Origin of the sequence: Pseudomonas sp. W2Jun17 (genome assembly GCF_023127795.1) — a bacterium.
Lineage (GTDB): Bacteria > Pseudomonadota > Gammaproteobacteria > Pseudomonadales > Pseudomonadaceae > Aquipseudomonas > Aquipseudomonas synxantha_A.
On sequence record NZ_SPKO01000029.1, the window covers coordinates 112,452 to 132,271 of the forward strand.

Annotated in this window: 13 protein-coding genes; 11 read left to right on the plus strand and 2 right to left on the minus strand. The window is 60.5% G+C overall.

Features of this window, described 5'->3' with window-relative positions:
- Positions 1-14 precede the first annotated feature (14 nt).
- Both E4O98_RS17610 and E4O98_RS17615 read left to right on the plus strand, forming a co-directional pair.
- Positions 15-3,146, plus strand: a complete 3,132-nt coding sequence (locus E4O98_RS17610; RefSeq protein ID WP_223018300.1) for an efflux RND transporter permease subunit — start codon at positions 15-17, stop codon at positions 3,144-3,146.
- A gap of 3 nt (positions 3,147-3,149) precedes the next feature.
- A complete protein-coding gene (locus tag E4O98_RS17615) occupies positions 3,150-4,559 on the plus strand; it encodes an efflux transporter outer membrane subunit (protein ID WP_248135793.1) in 1,410 nt (469 codons plus the stop codon).
- 95 nt (positions 4,560-4,654) lie between these two features.
- Here E4O98_RS17615 and E4O98_RS17620 read toward each other — a convergent pair whose 3' ends face one another.
- Both E4O98_RS17620 and E4O98_RS17625 read right to left on the minus strand, forming a co-directional pair.
- Positions 4,655-5,221 (minus strand): transcriptional regulator, encoded by a 567-nt coding sequence (locus E4O98_RS17620; RefSeq protein ID WP_223018302.1) that lies wholly within the window; start codon positions 5,219-5,221, stop codon positions 4,655-4,657.
- A 207-nt stretch (positions 5,222-5,428) separates the two neighbouring features.
- Positions 5,429-6,010, minus strand: coding sequence for a TetR/AcrR family transcriptional regulator (locus E4O98_RS17625; protein WP_248135794.1), 582 nt, complete (start codon positions 6,008-6,010; stop codon positions 5,429-5,431).
- 403 nt (positions 6,011-6,413) lie between these two features.
- On the opposite strand from E4O98_RS17625, the gene E4O98_RS17630 reads away from it, so the two are divergent.
- The 9 genes from E4O98_RS17630 to E4O98_RS17670 all read left to right on the plus strand — a co-directional run bounded on the left by E4O98_RS17630 (position 6,414) and on the right by E4O98_RS17670 (position 19,784).
- Positions 6,414-7,838 (plus strand): DUF1329 domain-containing protein, encoded by a 1,425-nt coding sequence (locus E4O98_RS17630; RefSeq protein WP_248135795.1) that lies wholly within the window; start codon positions 6,414-6,416, stop codon positions 7,836-7,838.
- Between the two features lie 21 nt (positions 7,839-7,859).
- A complete protein-coding gene (locus E4O98_RS17635) occupies positions 7,860-9,503 on the plus strand; it encodes a DUF1302 domain-containing protein (RefSeq protein WP_248135796.1) in 1,644 nt (547 codons plus the stop codon).
- An 8-nt stretch (positions 9,504-9,511) separates the two neighbouring features.
- Complete coding sequence (locus E4O98_RS17640) at positions 9,512-11,914, plus strand: efflux RND transporter permease subunit (protein WP_248135797.1); 2,403 nt, start codon at positions 9,512-9,514, stop codon at positions 11,912-11,914.
- Positions 11,915-11,924: 10 nt separating this feature from the next.
- A complete protein-coding gene (locus E4O98_RS17645; protein WP_248135798.1) occupies positions 11,925-12,869 on the plus strand; it encodes a YCF48-related protein in 945 nt (314 codons plus the stop codon).
- Between the two features lie 242 nt (positions 12,870-13,111).
- Positions 13,112-14,395, plus strand: a complete 1,284-nt coding sequence (locus tag E4O98_RS17650) for an acyl-CoA dehydrogenase family protein (RefSeq protein ID WP_223018306.1) — start codon at positions 13,112-13,114, stop codon at positions 14,393-14,395.
- A gap of 54 nt (positions 14,396-14,449) precedes the next feature.
- On the plus strand, positions 14,450-15,583 hold the full coding sequence (locus E4O98_RS17655; RefSeq protein ID WP_248135799.1) for a DUF5938 domain-containing protein: 1,134 nt from the start codon (positions 14,450-14,452) through the stop codon (positions 15,581-15,583).
- 10 nt (positions 15,584-15,593) lie between these two features.
- A complete protein-coding gene (locus tag E4O98_RS17660) occupies positions 15,594-17,153 on the plus strand; it encodes an AMP-binding protein (RefSeq protein WP_054896437.1) in 1,560 nt (519 codons plus the stop codon).
- Positions 17,154-17,166: 13 nt separating this feature from the next.
- A complete protein-coding gene (locus E4O98_RS17665) occupies positions 17,167-18,405 on the plus strand; it encodes a thiolase family protein (protein WP_248135800.1) in 1,239 nt (412 codons plus the stop codon).
- A gap of 11 nt (positions 18,406-18,416) precedes the next feature.
- Entirely contained in the window at positions 18,417-19,784 is a 1,368-nt protein-coding gene (locus tag E4O98_RS17670) for an FAD-binding oxidoreductase (RefSeq protein WP_248135801.1), read from the plus strand.
- The last annotated feature ends 36 nt before the right edge of the window (positions 19,785-19,820 follow it).

Consider the following 19,820-nt stretch of genomic DNA (forward strand, 5'->3'; position numbering starts at 1 on the left):
GCGAGGATATTCCGATGTCTCTGTTTTTTATCAAACGCCCGAACTTCGCCTGGGTGGTAGCGCTGTTCATTTCTCTGGCCGGTCTGCTGGTCATTCCGATGCTGCCGGTAGCGCAGTACCCCAACGTCGCGCCGCCGCAGATCAAGGTGACGGCGACCTATCCCGGTGCCTCTGCGAAGGTGCTGGTGGACTCGGTCACCAGCGTGATCGAAGAGTCGCTCAACGGTGCGAAGAACCTGCTGTATTTCGAGTCGACCAACAACTCCAACGGTATCGCCGAGATTGCGGTGACGTTCCAGCCGGGCACTGATCCGCAGCTCGCTCAGGTTGACGTGCAAAACCGCCTGAAAAAAGCCGAAGCGCGGATGCCGCAAGCCGTGCTGACCCAAGGTCTGGAGGTGGAGCAGACCAGTGCTGGTTTCCTGCTGATCTATGCGCTGAACTATAAGGAAGGCACCCAGCACAGTGACACCACCGCACTGGGCGACTACGCCGCGCGCAATATCAACAACGAGCTACGCCGGGTTCCGGGCGTCGGCAAGCTGCAGTTCTTCTCCTCTGAAGCGGCGATGCGCGTCTGGCTCGACCCGCAGAAACTGGTGGGCTACGGGCTATCCATCGACGACGTCAGCGCGGCCATCCGTGGCCAGAACGTGCAAGTGCCGGCTGGCAGCTTCGGCAGTACGCCGACCAGCAGCCAGCAGGAACTGACCGCCACCCTGGCGGTGAAAGGTACGCTGGATAATCCGGAAGAATTCTCTCGTATTGTCCTGCGTGCCAACGAGGACGGTTCGACGGTCAAACTGGGCGACGTCGCCCGTGTGGAAATCGGTCAGGAAAGTTACAACTTCAACTCGCGCCTGAATGGCAGACCCGCCGTGGCAGCGGCGATCCAGTTGTCGCCGGGCGCCAACGCGATCCAGACCGCAACTGCGGTCAAGCAGCGCCTGGCCGAACTGTCGGCCTACTTCCCGGATGATGTGGAATATTCCGTTCCTTACGACACCTCGCGTTTCGTTGATGTCGCGATCGAGAAGGTGATTCATACCCTGATCGAAGCGATGGTCCTGGTCTTCCTAGTGATGTTCCTGTTCCTCCAGAACATCCGCTACACCTTGATTCCGTCGATCGTGGTACCGGTGTGTCTGCTGGGCACGCTGCTGATGATGTACGTGCTGGGCTTCTCGGTGAACATGATGACCATGTTCGGCATGGTGCTCGCCATCGGCATTCTGGTGGACGACGCCATTGTCGTGGTGGAGAACGTCGAACGGATCATGGCCGAGGAGGGCTTGTCGCCGGTCGACGCCACGGTGAAAGCGATGGGGCAGGTATCGGGCGCGATCATCGGTATCACCCTGGTGCTGTCGGCGGTGTTCATGCCGCTGGCATTCATGTCCGGCTCGGTCGGTGTGATCTACCAGCAATTCTCGGTATCGCTGGCGGTGTCGATTCTGTTCTCCGGGTTCCTCGCGCTGACGTTCACCCCGGCGCTATGCGCCACGCTGCTCAAGCCGATTCCACAAGGGCACCATGAAAAGCGCGGCTTCTTCGGCGCCTTCAACCGTGGCTTTGCCAAGCTCACCGATCGCTATTCAGTCCTTAACAATGGGCTGGTGGCGCGTTCCGGCCGGATGATGTTGGTGTACCTGGGCATTATCGCCATGCTCGGTTACTTCTACCTGCGCCTGCCGGAATCGTTTGTGCCGGTGGAGGACCAGGGCTACATGATCGTCGACGTCCAGCTGCCGCCGGGCGCGACCCGTACCCGTACCGAATCGACTGGCGAACAACTGGAGCGTTACCTGGCTACCCGTGACGCGGTTCAGTCGACGTTCCTGGTGTCCGGCTTCAGCTTCTCCGGGATGGGCGATAACGCAGCGCTGGCATTCCCGGTGTTCAAGGACTGGTCGGAGCGTGGCGAAGATCAATCGGCCATGGCAGAAGTCAATGCGCTGAACGAGCAATTTGCCGTGGCCAACGACGGTGCGGTGATGGCCGTGCCACCGCCGCCGATTGACGGTCTGGGCAACTCCGGTGGTTTCGCCCTACGCCTGCAGGATCGTGCCGGCCTGGGCCGGGAAGCGTTGCTCGCTGCTCGTGATCAGGTGCTTGGTCAGGCCAACGGCAACCCGAAAATCCTCTACGCGATGATGGAAGGCTTGGCGGAGTCGCCTCAACTGCGCGTGGTGATCGACCGTGACAAGGCGCGCACCCTGGGGGTGAGTTTTGAATCGATCAGCAGTGCGTTGTCTGCTGCTTTCGGTTCGGAGGTGATCAACGACTTCACCAACGCCGGCCGCCAGCAGCGCGTGGTGGTGCAGGCCGAGCAGGGCGACCGAATGACTCCGGAGAGCGTGCTCAAACTGTACGTACACAACACCGCAGGCGATCTGGTGCCGCTCAGTGCCTTCGTCACCACGCATTGGGAGGAAGGTCCGGTGCAGGTAGTGCGCTACAACGGTTATCCGTCGGTGCGCATCGTCGGTGATGCCGGGCCGGGCTACAGCACCGGTGAAGCCATGGCGGAAATGGAGCGTATCGCCGCGCAGTTGCCGGCCGGTTTCAGCTACGAGTGGACCGGTTTGTCCTACCAGGAGAAGGTCTCCAGCGGTCAGGCCACGCAACTGTTTGCGCTGGCCATTCTGGTGGTGTTCCTGCTGCTGGTGGCGCTGTACGAGAGCTGGGCGATTCCGTTGACCGTGATGCTGATTGTGCCAATCGGCGCCATCGGTGCGGTACTCGCGGTGATGGTCGCCGGCATGCCTAACGACGTGTACTTCAAGGTCGGTTTGATCACCATCATCGGTCTGGCGGCGAAGAACGCGATTCTGATCGTCGAGTTCGCCAAGGAACTCTGGGAGAAAGGTTACAGCCTGCGCGACGCCGCGATCGAGGCCGCACGGCTGCGCTTCCGGCCAATCGTGATGACCTCCATGGCCTTCATCCTCGGCGTGGTGCCGCTAGCACTGGCGACCGGGGCAGGGGCTGCAAGTCAGCGGGCAATCGGTACCGGTGTGATCGGCGGCATGCTCAGCGCGACACTGCTGGGTGTGTTGTTTGTACCGATCTGTTTTGTCTGGGTGCTGTCGATGTTGCGCAGTAAACCGGCTCCCATTGAACAACCCGCTTTGGCTCAGGAGTGACACATGCGTATTTCAGGATTTTCTACGCTGGTGATCGCCATGTTGTTGGCAGGTTGCTCGTTGGCGCCGACCTATGAGCGGCCCGTCGCACCGATTGCGGACAACTGGGCGGGCGAGTCGTTGAAACAGGGCGCTCCGATCAACCAGTTGGCGTGGCAGTCGTTCATCGTCGATCCCGACCTGCGCCGTCTGGTGGGTGTTGCGCTGGATAACAACCGCTCGTTGCGCCAGACCCTTTTGGACATCGAGCAGGCCCGGGCGCAGTACCGCATTCAGCGGGCCGATCGGGTTCCGGGGCTGAATGCAAGCGCGTCCGGCAATCGCCAGCGCTTGCCGTCGGACCTGGCCAGTGACGGCCGGGCAGGGGTGACCAGCCAGTATCAGGTCGGTCTGTCGCTGCCCGAATACGAGCTGGATCTGTTTGGCCGGGTAAAGAGCCTCAGTGACTCTGCGCTGCAGGAATACCTGGCCACCGAAGAAGCAGCCCGCGCCGCGCAGATCGCGCTGATCGCTGAAGTCAGCCAGGCCTATCTGGTTCACGACGGCGCCCAGCGTCGGCTGGAGTTGACCCAACAAACCCTGAGCAGCCGCGAATACTCGTTCGCGCTGATCAGTCAGCGCCGCTCCAGCGGCACGGCGACTGCGCTGGATTATCAGGAAGCTCTGGGGCTGGTGGAACAGGCGCGGGCCGAACAGGAACGCAATCTGCGCGAGAAGCAGCAGGCGTTCAACGCGCTGGTTTTGCTGCTGGGCACAAAGGACGCGGGCAAGGTGATTCCCGAGCGGCTGACGACGCAGCCGATGCTGGTGCAAGACATCGCTGCGGACACCACGTCGACGCTGATCGAGCGCCGGCCGGATATTCTTGCGGCCGAGCATCGACTGCAAGCGCGCAATGCCGATATCGGCGCGGCACGGGCGGCGTTCTTTCCGCGTATCAGCCTGACCGGCAGCTTTGGTACTTCCAGCGCGCAGATGTCCGGTCTGTTCGACGGCGGTTCGCGCTCCTGGAGTTTCGTACCGAACCTCTCGCTGCCGTTGTTCGATGCTGGTCGCAACAGTGCCGGGCTGAGCCTGGCCGAAGCCCGCAAGGATTCAGCTGTGGCGGCCTACGAAGGCACGATTCAGACGGCGTTCCGCGAGGTCGCCGATGCATTGGCTGCCACCGACACCTTGCGCCGGGAGGAGGCCGCGCGCCGCGCACTGGCCAATACCAGCACTGAAACCCTGAGTCTGGCCAAGGCCCGATATGAAGGCGGTGTCGACAGCCACCTGCGTTATCTCGATGCGCAGCGCACCAGTTTCGTCAACGAAACAACGTTTATCGAGGTCAGCACGCAACGCCAGATTGCTCTGGTCGATCTGTTTCGTTCGCTGGGCGGAGGTTGGTCCACGCCGACAACCGTTAGATAACGCCTGACAAGAGCTCCTTTGGTTGGCGCATCCAACCGCCTTTGCCCCGTAGACCGAAAGGTCTCGGGGCTTTTTTTTAGGAAATCGAGTAAGGCTTACAACACACTCGCTGCGCCGGCCGCGCCATGCAGGAACATCTGTTCCAGCACATTGGCCGAGTTGGCACTGGCCGCGCGCCCACGGCGCTCGGCATCAACCATGCCGAAAATCATGGTCAGGAACAGCTCCGTGAAAACCGCGGCGGTGACATCGATGCGAAACGCGCCCAGTTGCTGGCCACGCAGAAAAAAAGCATCCAGAGCGTCAGCATAAGTCTGCCAGCGGTCGCCCTCACCATTGACCGCAAACGTGTCGGGGCGGTACTGAAAGAGCAGGAAAACCAGCATTTCCCGATGCGCGAGATGCTCGTTGATCAAACTGCGCAACGCCTGTACCGGCTCGCCGTGCAACAGGTCGGTGGTGGTGGTGATCTGGTTCAGCACCGTCTCACCGTGGCTTTCCATCATCTGCACCAGGTTGTCACGGGTGCCGCAAAAGCGATGCAGCGTAGCCTTGCTGACGCCAGCCGCTTCAGCCAGTTCCTTGAGTGTCGCCCGAGGGCGATCAACGATGGCCAAGGCCAGCGCCTTGATGAGTCGTTCGTCTTGAGGAGTCAGGGTCATCAGTCGGTCTCGAATCGAATTTCAATCCGCCGAATTGTGCAGGAAAAGCTCATTACTGCAACGAAAACCACCGAAATAGAGCAAATGACTTCATCTGAGACAGTTTTTGTTCATCACGGGATCGGCGTTGCGCACCGTTCGAATGTCATGAACTGTAAAAAGCCTGTCGCGATCTGATCCCCATGCGGCGTCTGGGCAAGGATCGACTCAGTGACTGGCCACCAACAAGGCCAGCGCAGTGCAAGCAGTCTCGGTTTCGGCTCGCAATCGATCCAGATCACCGTGGGCCGACCAGGCAATGGTCAGCCCGTCTACCAGTTGGATCAGCAAGCGGCTGGTCGCCTTTAAAAACGCTTCGCTCAACTCAGTTCCCATGGCACGCTGCAGCGCCTGCTCGGTGGCTTCAATGGCCACCGAGTAAATCTTGCTGGCCATTTGCGGGTCATTGCGCATTGCCCAGAAGAACAACTCGGTCTGCGCCCTGGCCGCATCCGGATGACCGATGAACCAGATGATCAACTGCCGCAGAACTTCGGCTGCCGTCGCCGCAGCAGTGGCCCCGGCCGGTACCTGTTCCAGCGCTTGCGGTGGCAGGCTGAACAGCGATTCGTAGACCGCATAAAACAGGTCGTTCTTGGTATGGAACACGTAATGCAACGAAGCCAACGGACAGCCGGCTTGCGCCGCAATACGGCGGGTCGTGGCATTGGCTACGCCATGCTCGGCGATCACTCTGATCGTTGCTTCGACGAAATCCTGCCGGCGTAATTCAGCGCCCATTCTGGCCATAGTTCAGCATTCTCCTTTATTCCTGGCGCCCCATAACGACAAGGGCGATGTCGACGCTTGCGGATCCTACAGCAACAAATCGCCACGCGTCATGAATGGAAAGGGGGTGTGCAACGGCTGCACCAATAATGGTAACAACTGTTTCGTTATTTCCCGAATGGGTGCGTTTCGGCGAAACAAACGGAAACATCCTCCGGCAGTTTTATCGCGCTGTATACCCCGCGATCGCGCAATCGATTGATAAGAAACGACTAATTCCCGCTCTGTGGATCTTGGCACCGGGCTTGCTTTGATTACTCGACTTGGTCATTTGATCAAGTCAGTTGATTAGGTTAGCGCAGGCAACGGGTTGCCACCGTAAAGACGACCCCGTTGCTGATCAAGGCCCACGAGGATCCCTCCCATGAACACAGTGATTGAGCGCCCCCATAACAATTTTTCTACCGGCGTCGTAATCCGGCACCTAGTCGCAGCCGTCGCCGCCTCAGCGTTTTTCTGTACGGCACAGGCGGCAGACAAGGATCCTGCATTGCTCGGCAGCAAACTGACGCCGCTGGGAGGCGAGGCCGCCGCCAGCGCCGACGGGGTGATTCCCGCCTGGACAGCGCCCGGTCCTCAAGGTGGCAGTTGGAGCCACGGCCAGGTGCGCGGCCAGCAATGGAAATTCAAGGATGACAAACCGCTGTTCAGTATCGACTCGGGCAATGTCGCGAAGTACGCCAGCAAGCTTTCACCTGGGCAGGTGGAAATGTTCAAGAAGATTCCGGGCTACCGCATGGACGTGTACCCGACGCGGCGCAGTTGCGGCGTGCCGGATTTCGTCGCGGACAACACCAAGAAGAACGTTGGTTTCGCCAAGCTCGACGGCGACGGCCTAGCGTTGCAGGAAGCCTACGTGCCGGGCATTCCGTTTCCATTTCCAGTCTCGGGCGCCGAGGTGATGTGGAACATGAAAATGCGCTATCGCGGCGTTGGCTTCGATATGTCGAAAACCGTTTCCGGAATTTCGCCACGCAAGGGCAGTGAAGATTGGCTGCGAACCTCCAGCGACTGGTTCATGTACACACCATGGGGCGTGAAGGGCAGCGCGCTGTTCTCGTCATTCGATCGTCTGGAAGTCGCCACTTACTTCAGCTACACCGACCCCGCCGCACTGGCCGGACAAGCCGGGGTGGTCACGACCAAGGCGGGCGAGCAAGCCACCACGTTCTATTACTTCCCGGGCCAGCGCCGCGTGCGGCGCATGCCGGCGTATTCCTACGATGCACCGCAAATCGGTCTGGACAATCAATACACCATCGATGAATCCAACGTGTTCTTCGGTCCCATGGACCGCTTCGACTGGAAGCTGCTGGGCAAGCAGGAAATGCTTGTGCCCTACAACTCGTTCGGGGCCTACGACAACTCGGCGAAGATCGAGGAGGTGGCCAAGCGCGACTTCATCGCTCCCGAATCACGTCGCTATGAGCTGCACCGCGTGTGGGTGGTCGAGGCGACCGTCCGCCAAGGCATGCGCCATCAGGCGCCGAAGCGTCTGTTCTACATCGACGAAGACAGCTGGAACGCGCTGATGGCGGTGGACTACGACAAGCAGGGGCAAATCTGGAAGGTCCGCGAGGGTTACACGATCCCGGTGTACGAGACCGGCACCTGCGACATGGAAGCCCAGGCGCAATACAACCTGGTTGACGGTCGCTACCTGTACGACATGACCTCCATTGGCACCGGCAAGAACGACCATCGCTGGCTGACCGACGGGGCGAGCAATCCGCGCCTGAAACGCGACTTCTACACCTCCGACAACCTGCGCGCCACCAGCGAACGCTGATAGCGGCTTTCGGGAACAGACATGAAAAAAATAGTCAGTAGAACCTCAGGTCTTGTCATCGCGTGTGCAACCCCGTTTGCCATTGCGTTCACCTTTGAAACCGAAAACATTCGCGGCTCATTCGACTCCACCCTCGCCGTGGGCATGGGGCTGCGCACCGAGTCGCGCGGCTGCAACCTTATCACCAGCGGCCCCGGCGGGCACAATCCACCCAGCGGCTGTCTGGCGCCCAGCGCCGGTGTTGGTGACCAGGGCGACTTGAACTACGACCGGGGCGACCTGTTCACCAATTACATAAAAGGCATCCATGAACTGGTGCTGAAGTTTCCCGAAGACTACACGTTCATGGCGCGCGGTAGCTGGATTCGCGACTTTGCCGCGACCGACACCAGCGGTGCGCTATCGGCTAACCGGCCTGAAGGTGTCGGTAGCGACGGCCTCACCAGTGGCGCCCGAGACGATCTGGAGTTCAAGGCGCGTCTGCTGGATCTGTGGGTGAGCAAGAGTTTCGATGTCGGTGACCAACGTGTTCGCGCTCGCCTGGGTAATCAGGTGATCAACTGGGGCGAGAGTCTGTTCGCTGCTGGCGGCATCAACAACACCAACGCTTACGATGTCATGGCATTGTCGCGTCCCGGTACCCAGCTCAAGGAAGCCTTGCTGCCGGCCCCGATGTTGAGCCTGGCGTCGGGGCTTGGTGCCGGGGTGAATATCGAGGCGTATTGGCAGTTCAATTGGAACAAAAGTGAGTTGCCGCCAGTGGGCAGCTATTGGTCCACCACCCATGCGCTGGGCGAGGGCAGGGGTACCTACGGGTACGATGAAAAAGAGGCGCGCAACAGCGGCCAATGGGGCGTGTCGCTGCGCTGGCAGCCTGACAACACCGATCTCAACCTGGGCCTGTACGTGATGCGTTATCACGACAAACTGCCGTCACTGAGCGTGCAGGTGGATCCGCAAACCTTCGCCGCGGCGCCGACCTGGGAATATCCGGAAGACCGCATGATGTACGGCATCAGCGCCAATATGCCGGTCGGCGACTGGGCACTGGGCACCGAGTTGTCCTATCGTCCCAAGGATGCGGTACCGCTCAACCCGGTCATCGACGCCTGCGCCGCCAACGGTGGCAAATGCTGGAAAGACGCAAAGAAACTGCAATGGCACCTGACCGGCATCTACAGCATGACGCCGTCCAACTCGCCGACCTTGCTTGAATTCACCGGTGCCAGCACCGGAACCTTGTTGAGCGAACTGGTGGTCGTGAAATACCCGGGCCTGCATAACGACTACGCCGGAGAACCCATCGCCGCCGGCCTTAATACCTGGCAACTGGACCCGGCCATCGCGCCGAGCGCCAAGGGTAACAAAACCTCCTCTGGCGTCAGCCTCGATTTGAGCCTGACCTATGACAACACGCTCATTCCTGGCTGGCAGGTCACGCCGGGAGTGTTCTACTCGCGCTCGATCAACGGACGCACCCCGAACCTGTCGGCCACCTTCACCGAAGACGCCAGCAGCATGAACCTGTACCTCAATTTCGTGCGCAATCCGGCGAGCTGGCAGATCTCGGCCAACTACGCAAAGTTCATGGGCGGCAAGACCCCTTACGATCAACTGCTGCGTGATCGCGATTACGTTGGCCTTGTGGTTTCCCGAACCCTGTGAGGCGCGCCGTGAACAGTTCCCTGAACCTTGAGCAAAGCACTTCGCGCGGCGTGTTACCGCGCATCGAACAATGGCTGTTCTCGCACCGCATGCTGACGTTGGCGAGCCTGGCGCTGTTCACCTTGGGCATGGCTTGGTTTGCCGTGCAGTTGCGCATGGAAGCCGGGTTTGAAAAGCAGTTGCCCATCGGCCATGAATACATCGAGACCTTTGAGACCTATCGCAATGACTTGCTCGGCGCGAATCGGTTGACGGTGGTGGTCAAGGCTCGCCAAGGGACGATCTGGAGCCAGGCAGGGCTCAAGCGTCTGTATGACGTCACCCAGGCGCTGATCTTTCTGCCCAACGTGTCGCGCAGCAGTGTGCGTTCGTTGTGGACGCCCAACGCGTTCGTCAATGAAATCACCGAAGAGGGCTTTCGTGCCGACCCGCTGGTACCAGGGACGGTAACGCCGGAAAGTCTCGATGATACGAGCATAGCCATGATCGCCAACTCGACGGCGCAGGGTGGTTTTATCGGAACGCTGGTGGCTCGCGACCAAAGCAGCGCGATGATCACGGTCGACCTCAACGAGTTCGATACTAACGGCCAGCGCCTGGACTATGTGGCTTACAACCAGGTCCTGGAGCAGCAGATTCGCGGTCAGTTCGAGGACATGGATTTCGAGATCCAGATCATCGGCTTCGCCAAGCAGATCGGGGACATTGCCGTGGGCGCTTCGGCGGTTTTCGAGTTCTGTCTGCTGGCCTTGTTGCTAACAGCGGCTGCGGTGTTCTGGTACTGCCATTCGCTGCGTTTCACCTTGCTGGCGGTGGGTTGCTCGCTGGTTTCGCTGATCTGGCAGTTCGGCGCTTTGCGTCTGCTCGGCTATGGCCTCGATCCGTTGGCGGTGCTGGTACCGTTTCTGGTGTTTGCCATAGGGGTATCCCATGGCGTGCAGCAGATCAACTTCATCATTCGCGAGATCGCCTGCGGCAAGTCGGTGGAGGGCGCGGCGCGTGCCAGTTTCAGTGGGTTGCTGATTCCCGGCACACTGGCGTTGGTCACCGCATTCGTATCGTTCGTGACGTTGCTGTTGATCCCGATACCCATGGTGCGGGAACTGGCAATCACCGCTTCACTCGGGGTGGCGTTCAAGATCGTCACCAATCTGGTGATGCTGCCCGTGCTGGCCTCGATGCTCAGGGTGCAGGACGGTTACGCCGCAGCCGAGGAAGTTTCTCGCCAGCGCCGTGCCCGATGGTTGCACGGTCTCGCCCGTTTGAGCGAATGGCACAACGTGCGCTGGGTGCTGGGTATGGCCGTGCTGATCTTTGTCACGGCGGCGTGGCAAAGCCATGATCGAGTCGTCGGTTCTTTACAGGCCGGAGCCCCGGAACTGCGCGAGGATGCGCGCTTCAATCGGGATGCGCTGTCGATCGCCAGCAATTACGACATTGGTCTGGACTGGCTCAGTGTGGTCTTCGAGGTCAGGGTCGATGGCGGTGCGAACGACTGCGAGAACGTCGCTCTCGGCCAATATCAGGACCGTTTTGTCTGGGCCATGCAAGGTGTGCCTGGTGTGGTCTCGGTGACCTCGTTTTCCAACAGCCTGCGCCAGTTCAACGAGGGCTATAACGAGGGCAACCCGAAAATGAACGCGGTGCCCATCGACCCGACCAACTACTCGTCGATGGCCGCCGAGGTGGCTCGCGTGCCCGGCATGATGCGGCCTGATTGCAGTATGACCGCGGTGCATTTGTTTCTCGCCGATCACAAGGCAACCACCATTCACCGGGTGATCACCGCGGCCAAGGCTTTGCGCAGCCAATTCACTCAGCCCGGGGTGAGTGTACGTCTGGCGTCCGGTAACGCCGGCGTGATCGCGGCGATCAACGAAGAAGTGGAACGCAGCGAGTTGCCGATGATGCTTTACGTCTACGGCGCTATCGCGCTGCTGGTGTTTGTCGTCTACCGCGATTGGCGCGCCGTGCTGGTCTGCTGCCTGCCGCTGACTCTGGGGACCTTCATCGGCTACTGGTTCATGAAGGAGCTGCAGATCGGCCTGACCATCGCCACCTTGCCGGTCATGGTGCTGGCGGTCGGCATCGGCGTCGATTACGCGTTCTACATCTACAACCGTCTGCAGCTGCACCAGGCCCTCGGACAGCCGATTACCAAAGCCGTCGAGCACGCGTTGCTGGAGGTCGGCGTCGCTACGATTTTTACTGCTATCACCCTGGCGGCGGGCGTCGCCACCTGGGCGTTTTCCGATCTGAAGTTTCAGGCAGACATGGGCAAGCTGTTGGCCTTCATGTTTCTGGTCAACATGATCATGGCGATGACCGTTCTCCCAGCCTTCGCAGTATGGCTGGAGCGGACATTCCCGCGGCGGCGCCCAGTGCGCCTGATCGGCTCACTGGTGCATTGAGGAGACAGCCATGCGAAACCTGATGCCTTTACTGGTTCTGATGTTGCCGGCGTTATTGCAGGCTTCGTCCTTGTCGGCTGTACCGGCTACACAAACGGCCAGCGCCAATGCCGCGACGCTGTTGAGCGTTGCCCGGGCCGGGGAGCGAACCGTTGCCGTCGGCGATCACGGCGTGGTGCTGTTGTCGGATGATCACGGTGGGCATTTCCGTCAAGCGACATCCGTGCCGTTGGCCACCCCTCTGACGGGGGTGTCCTTCGTCGATGCCCGTCAGGGTTGGGCCGTTGGTCACTGGGGGGCGATTCTGGCCACTATTGACGGCGGCGATACCTGGCAGGTGCAGCGCCTTTCCAGTGCAGAAGATCGGCCACTGTTTGCCGTGCACTTTTTCAATCCGCAGCAAGGGGTGGCGGTGGGGCTGTGGTCGCTGGTGCTGACCACCGATGACGGCGGCAAGCACTGGACCGAGCAGCGACTCGAAGCTCCGCCGGGTTCGAAGCGGGCCGACCTAAACCTAATGGGGCTGTTTGCCGATGGGGAAGGGTGCTTGTACGCCACCGCCGAACGCGGCCAGTTATTGCGCTCAGACGATCAGGGCAAGCACTGGCGCTATGTGGATACCGGTTACAGCGGCACGCTGTGGACGGGGGCGGTGCTGGGCGACGGCTCGCTGCTGGTGGGCGGGCAACGCGGCACGTTGCTGCACGGCTCCGCCGACGGCGCACGTTGGCAGCGCGTGTCGCTGCAAAGCAAGAGCTCGGTCACTGCCATTGATGTTTCCGGGCAAACAGTCATCGCCGTAGGTCTGGACGGTTTGATCGTGCGCAGCGACGACGGTGGCCAAAGTTTCCATGAACAACCCAGCGGCGACGGGGTTTCGCTCACGGCGACACTGCTGAACGGGGATGGCTCGCCGATCGTCTTTTCCCGTAGAGGCGTCGTTTCTCAGCGCTGATACCCGCGAGGATGTCGGGAGGCGGGCGCCATGCCGGTTTCCTGGCAGTTCAGCGCGATTTTTCTCAAACAAACTGCTGATTTCCGGCCGAATTTCCATGCCTGAATGAGTTTCTATAGGTGCAAAATAATAAACATAACGAATGTTTCGTTAATTAATTTTGCTTGTTAGAGTCGATGGCAAATAACAAGACGCAGCACGCTGCAAGCGCAGCGGCTGCCACTCTCGATGGAGGTACTTTGATGATCTCGCTCAAGTCGACACTCACCCTGCCAGCCGCTGGACTCACCGGTTTCGAAACCCCGCTGACGGAAGAGGAGGCTGCGATTCAGGCCTCCGTGCACCGCTTCGCCAAAGAAGTGTTGCGACCATTGGGTCGCGAACTGGACCGCATGACCGCCGAAGAGGTGGTTGCCCCTGGCTCGCCTTACTACTCGCTGTTTGCCGAGTTCGCCAAGCTCGGCCTCGACCCGGCGCTGTTGGCACAGTTGCCGCCGGACATGGCGGTGCGAATCGAATCGCTGATCGGTGAAGAACTCGGCTGGGGCGACGCCGGGCTGGCGATCTCTTTGGGCTGCGCCGGTTTCCCTCTGCAAATGGCCGTTGCCGCCGGCAATGCCGAGCTGGTCGAACTCTGCCAGGGCCGGATCGGCTGCTGGATGGCCACCCAACCCGACCGTGGCAGCGACAACCAGATCTTCGACATGACGCGGGACTGGCCAGCGGGCAAGCCCGGCAATATCGGCAACCTGACCGCCAAGGTGGTTGGCGATGAAGTCATCCTCAACGGCCAAAGCTCGGCGTGGGTCTCCAACGGCGTCATTGCCCAGGTGGCACTGGGCTTGATCTGCGCCGATTACGGTGACGGTTTTTACGATGAGAACGGCCGGCCGCACGGGATTGCGCTGATTATTCCGCTTGATCTGAAGGGCGTGTCCAAAGGCAAGCCGCTGGACAAAATCGGGCAGCGATCCTTGCCTCAAGGCGAAATCTACTTCGACAGCGTACGAGTGCCTCGGCGCTTTGCTATCGCCGAGCGCGACAACTACTACGGCGCCGTCAGTTCTTCCTGGTCGTTCGCTGGCACCCACATGGGCCAGGTGTTTACCGGTGTCGCACGAGCCGCCTTCGAAATGGCCCTGCAGTACTGCCATGAGCGCCGCCAGGGCGGGCACCCATTGATCGACCACCAGATGACCCGTCTGCGCCTGGGTGACATGTTGCGTCGGGTCGAAACGGCCCGTGCGGTCGCCCGACGTTCGCTGAGCTTCGCGCGCCTGTCGCCGCAAACCCATCCGTACGCCACCGCCTCCGCCAAAGTCACGGTGACCGAAGAGGCGATGGCCGTTGTGCAGGAAGCTTTCCGCCTGTTCGGTGGCAATGGCACCACCCGTGAATACCCGATCGAAAAACTCTTGCGTGACACCCAGTCGTCATTGATCGAGGACGGCGAAAACCGGGTCCTGACCATGCGCCTGGGGCTGCTCGCCCAGCAGCTGTACGCCGAAGGCTGGGCTAACAACTGATTCTGCATTCACCCGACATCACTCATCCAACAATAACAAATGAGGTAAATCCCGATGGCCAAATATCCTGTCGTTGTCTATGGCGCCAGTGGTTACACCGGCATGCTGATCATGGACTGGTTGATCGACCAGCACATCCCGTTCACCGCCGTCGCTCGCAACGCCGCCCGTGCTCAGGAAATGATGGCACAACGCGTCGTCGGCCTGGAGTCGGCCACTTACGAAATCATTGAATGCGCCCACGAGGTCGACGCGCTGGTCTCGGTTTTCAAAGGTGCGCGCGTGGTGTGCAACACGGTCGGCCCGTTCATCAATTTTGGCCTGACTGCCGTAGAAGCGGCCTTGAGAGCTGGCTGCCATTATCTGGATCCAGCCGGAGAGCAGGCGCACATTCGAGCCTTGCGTGATCAGTTCGGCGAGCTGTATCGCCAGGCCGGGCTGCTGCTGTCGCCATCGCTGGCGTACATGTACACCTACGCCGAGATCGCCGCCGAATTGGCCCTGGAAACACCGGGCGTCGATTCGCTGGAAACCGCGACACTGACCCGCGGCCCACGCACCGGTGCCGCTGGGGTGACTGTCGGTTCAACGGCGACCATTTTCGAGGGCGTCCGTTACCCCGGCGCCTACCTGTGGGAGAAGGAACTGGTGCCTTATGCGCCGAACACAAGCTTCAACGTGGTTTGTCCTGATCTGCTGGAAGCTGTGTTCTGCCTGCCTTGGGGCGGCACTTCACTACCGGTATTTTACGAAGAGGATGGCCGGGTACGCAGTTGCATGTCCTGTGTCGGCTTCTACGACAACCCGGTGATGAAAATGGTCCACGGCCTGGGTGAGAAGTGGGAAGCCGAATACAAGCACCTGCCCAAAGAACAGCAGGACGCGGTGATCCAGAGCCTCGTGCAATCGACCACCCCGAGCATGCCACCGCGTGAACGCAGCACTCTGCAACGCACCGTTGACTTCGCAATCGGTCGTGGTCAACTGACGGCCGTGCGTGCCACCGTGCATGGCATCACGCCTTACATCGCCACCGGGGCCTTGCACGCCGCAGCCGTGGTCAAACTGTTGAATAACGACACCGCCAGAACCGGTTTCGCCTCGGCCTCGAAAGCCTTCGGTCATCGCTATCTGCTGGGCTTCCTCGAGCAGCGTGGCCTGGCCCGCGCAACCGTTACTCAACTGTGAAGTGAATAACATGGCGATTATTGATTTCTTCGACCGTGGCTGGCGGATCAATCCGCACGGCGCGGCGTACATCCAGGACGATCGGGTGTTCACCTTCACCGAAGTCCGCAACCTGTCTAGCCGGATCGCCAACGCGCTGTTAGCCGCCGACCTGCCCGGCGGCACCAAGGGCGCAGTCTGGTCGGCCAACGATGCGGTGGCCTGGACCTGCACCCTGGGGCTCTGGCGCGCCAACCTGTGCTGGATTCCCATCGGCGCACGCAACAGCGCCGAAGAGAACCGTCACGTGCTCGATGCCTTCGACTGCGAGGTGCTGTTTTTTCAACGAGAGTTCGCGCCGATCGTCGACGCGTTGCGTTCGAGCCTGCCGAAAATCCGGTTGTGGATCTGCATTGACGAGCACTTGCCCGGGGCGCCGTCGCTAAAGTCCTGGATCGCGGATCAGCCGGCCACGGCACCGAAGGTCGAGTATCAACTCGATGATGTCGTGGCGCTCTCGCCAACCGGCGGCACCACGGGGCTGCCGAAAGGGGTGATGAACACTCATCGCAGCATCCAAACGTTCTGCGCGCACTTTATGATCAATTTCCCATATGCCGATGAGCATCCGCCGGTCAACCTGGCGGCGGCGCCGATGACGCATACCGCCGGCACGCTGTCCCTGCCGTGCACCTCGCGCGGAGGCACCGTGGTGATCATTACTAAGCCGGATCCTGCACTGATGCTGGCAATGATTCCGAAATACAAGGTCACCGAGACCTTTCTACCGCCGACGGTTATCTATCGACTGCTGGATGTTCCGGATCTGGCGCAGAAGGTCGATTTCAGCTCGTTGAAGTATTTCCTGTACGGCGCGGCACCGATGTCGGTGGACAAGCTCAAGCAAGCCATCGAGACCTTTGGCCCGGTAATGGCCGGCGGTTACGGTCAGACGGAAGCGCCGGCCTCGATTTCCAACCTGCCGCCCGCCGAACATTTGCACGGTGGACGTCTTGCAACGGACGAGCGTTTGTCATCGGTAGGCCGTCCTAATCCGCTGGTTCGGGTGGAAATTCTCAGCGACGCCGGAGACATTCTCGGCCAGGGCCAAACCGGAGAAATCTGTGTGCGCGGCGATCTGGTGATGAAGGGCTACTACAAGGATCCGCAGAAAACCGCAGAAACCATCGTCGATGGCTGGCTGCACACCGGCGACATCGGCCATTTCGATGTGCACGGCTACCTGCACATTACCGACCGCAAGAAAGACATGATCATCTCCGGCGGATTTAACGTTTATCCCAGTGAAGTCGAGCAAGTGCTGTGGAGTCATCCGGCGGTGCAGGACTGCGCCGTCATCGGTGTGCCAGATGAGCAATGGGGCGAGGGCGTGAAGGCCGTGGTCGAGTTGAGCGCCGGGCATACCGTCACTGCTGAGGAGTTGATCGAGCTGTGCAAGACCCGGCTCGGTTCGGTCAAGTCGCCGAAAACCGTGGATTTCATTGATGCATTGCCACGCAGCCCGGTCGGCAAAGTACTGAAAAAAGATCTGCGTGCCCATTACTGGCAAAACGTTGAGCGGCGTATCTGAGGGAAATGATCTGATGGAACCTATTTACATCGCCGGCATTGCCATGACCGAGTTCGGTCGCCACTTGGACCGAAGCCTTCAGGATCTGGCGCTGGAGGCCTTGCAAGGCGCACTCGCCGATTCCGGTGCCCTGCGCGCCGATATCGGTGCGGTGTTCTACGCCGGGATCACCAACGGTCATCTGCAAGGGCAACTGTCGATTCCCGGGCAGGTGCTGTGCAGCAAGATCGGCCTCGAAGGGGTGCCGGTGTACAACGTCGAAAACGCCTGCGCCTCGGGCAGTACCGCGGTTCATCTGGCAGTGCAGAGCTTGCGCTCGGGGGCTACCGACGTAGCCCTGGCGTTGGGCGCGGAGAAAATGAACGTGCCGGACAAGGCGCGGGCGCTGGCCCTGTTCGAAACCGGCTGGGACGTTTCCACCGCCGAGGAAAACTACGCGACGCTGGTGAAAATGGGCGAGGGCATCGTGGTGCCGCCGGGCTCGGAATCCGATCGTCCATACAGCAAGTTCATGGCCATCTATGCCGCCATGTGTCGCTGGCACATGAAGACCTACGGCACCACTCAGCGACAGATTGCAGCGGTGTGCGCCAAGAACCATCAACACTCGGTGCACAACCCGTATTCGCAATTTCGCAAGACCTTCACCATCGAAGAAGTGCTCGCCGCGCAGCCGATCACTTATCCGATCACGCTGCCGATGTGTGCGCCGTTATCCGACGGCGCGGCCGCCGCGATTCTCTGTACCGAGGCGGGATTGAAACGCATTGGTGCCGACCCGAAACGTTGTGTGCGGATCGCCGCCAGCGTGATCCGCAGCTTCACCCTGCGTGGGCTCGACGAGCCGCACAAGCACGTCAGCCTGTTGGCAGCGCGTGAAGCCTACGAAATCGCCGGCCTTGGCCCGCAGGACATGCACGTGGCCGAAGTGCACGACGCCTCGGCCATGGGCGAAATCATCCAGGCGGAAAACCTCGGGCTTGCGCCGCTGGGGGAGGGTGGGGTGTGTGCCGAACGCGGCGATTTCACCCTGGGTGGTCGCCTGCCGATCAATCCCTCTGGCGGCCTGGAATCCAAGGGCCATCCGCTGGGTGCGACAGGGATCGGTCAGTTGTACGAGCTGACCACCCAGTTGCGCGGGGAGGCCGGTGCACGCCAGGTACCCGGTGCGCGGCATGCCATCCAGGAAAACGGTGGCGGTCTGCAAGGTGTAGAGGAAGCAGCCGTCGCTATTCACATCCTGAGTCGATAGGAGCACATCACATGTCCATGACCTACCAATCACGAGAGCTGGAAAGCCACTTCGCCGGCGGGCATTTCCGTCGGCTGGGTGGCTGGGTCGAAACTCCGGCTGATCTGCAACCCGAGCTTGAGGGCGATGTCAGCGCGGACGTCATCGTGATCGGTGGCGGTTTCGCCGGGCTGTCCACCGCCCTGGAACTGACGGCGTTGGGGGCCAAGGTTGTGGTGCTGGAGCAGGCGTTTGCCGGTTTCGGCGCCAGCGGGCGGAATGCCGGCTATCTGGGCGGCAGCATCGGCATTGAGTTCGAGTTATTCTTGAAACGTGTTGGCAAGGAAAAAGCGCAAAAAATCGTCAAATTCTATGACGAAGCTGTCGCCTACGTCGGAGGTCGCTTACGCGAATTGGAGATCGACTGCGACTACAACGCATCGGGCATCATCAGGGCGGGCATCCATCCGTCGCAGGAGAAAAGGCTGCGCAAAAGCATGACCGTGGGCCACGAATTGGGTTCGCAAACCGAGTTTCTGGATCAGGCACAAATGCGCGCGCGGGGGATTCCATCGGCCTTTCTGTTTGGCTGCCTGCAACGCCACGGCGGTACGCTGGACCCTGGCAAATATGTGATGGGCCTGCGCCGCGCTGCACTTCAGGCGGGAGTGAGGCTGTATGAAAACACCAAGCTTGAGTCGTACTCCGACGGGTCGACGATCACCTGCCGGACGCCACGCGGGCAGGCGAGCGCGCCGATAGTGGTGCTGGCCACCAATGCCTATACGCCGCAACTCGGTCTTCTGCGCGACAAAGTCGTTCCATTTCGAGTGTCGGCGGTCGAAACCGAGCCATTGACACCACAGCAGTTGGCATCGCTGGGCTGGGCAGGGCGGGAAGGGTTGACCACGCCGCACCTGGTGATGGAAAGCCATCGCCTGACCGCACGCAATACGCTGCTGATGACCACTAAACGGCTGGGTTATGCCTACGGCTCGAAAACCCCGAACATTCCCGATGAGGTGACCTACCGCGCGTTGCAAGACAACCTTGGCGTGCGTTTCCCGACGTTACGCGGTGTCGGCATTCAAGCGTGCTGGAGTGGTTACGTCAGCATGGCCTACGACGCGTTGCCGGTGGTGGGCGAAACCGGGTCGCACCACAACATTCTCTATACCGCGGGTTGCTCCGGACACGGCGTCGCATCGCAGTCGCTGATCGGTCACCTGCTGGCGGAAAGAATCGGCGGTATCGAGCATCCGCTGCTCGCCGCGTTGCGGCATAAAACCCCGAAAACCCTGCCCGAACCGCTGCAGTGGTGCGCCGTGAATGTGGCGCTGGGAGGGGCACATCTGCTGGACGAATACACCAACCGCAAAGTTGCGCGCCCTCATGCCTGACGGCTGAGGCTTATAGAACCAACACGCTGAGTTTGC

Coding starts and splice junctions, on each gene's coding strand:
- E4O98_RS17665 (WP_248135800.1), top strand. CDS start 17,167: ATGGAACCTATTTACATCGCCGGCATTGCCATGACCGAGTTCGGTCGC.
- E4O98_RS17610 (WP_223018300.1), top strand. CDS start 15: ATGTCTCTGTTTTTTATCAAACGCCCGAACTTCGCCTGGGTGGTAGCG.
- E4O98_RS17635 (WP_248135796.1), top strand. CDS start 7,860: ATGAAAAAAATAGTCAGTAGAACCTCAGGTCTTGTCATCGCGTGTGCA.
- E4O98_RS17655 (WP_248135799.1), top strand. CDS start 14,450: ATGGCCAAATATCCTGTCGTTGTCTATGGCGCCAGTGGTTACACCGGC.
- E4O98_RS17660 (WP_054896437.1), top strand. CDS start 15,594: ATGGCGATTATTGATTTCTTCGACCGTGGCTGGCGGATCAATCCGCAC.
- E4O98_RS17650 (WP_223018306.1), top strand. CDS start 13,112: ATGATCTCGCTCAAGTCGACACTCACCCTGCCAGCCGCTGGACTCACC.
- E4O98_RS17615 (WP_248135793.1), top strand. CDS start 3,150: ATGCGTATTTCAGGATTTTCTACGCTGGTGATCGCCATGTTGTTGGCA.
- E4O98_RS17670 (WP_248135801.1), top strand. CDS start 18,417: ATGTCCATGACCTACCAATCACGAGAGCTGGAAAGCCACTTCGCCGGC.
- E4O98_RS17645 (WP_248135798.1), top strand. CDS start 11,925: ATGCGAAACCTGATGCCTTTACTGGTTCTGATGTTGCCGGCGTTATTG.
- E4O98_RS17625 (WP_248135794.1), bottom strand. CDS start 6,010: ATGGCCAGAATGGGCGCTGAATTACGCCGGCAGGATTTCGTCGAAGCA.
- E4O98_RS17620 (WP_223018302.1), bottom strand. CDS start 5,221: ATGACCCTGACTCCTCAAGACGAACGACTCATCAAGGCGCTGGCCTTG.
- E4O98_RS17630 (WP_248135795.1), top strand. CDS start 6,414: ATGAACACAGTGATTGAGCGCCCCCATAACAATTTTTCTACCGGCGTC.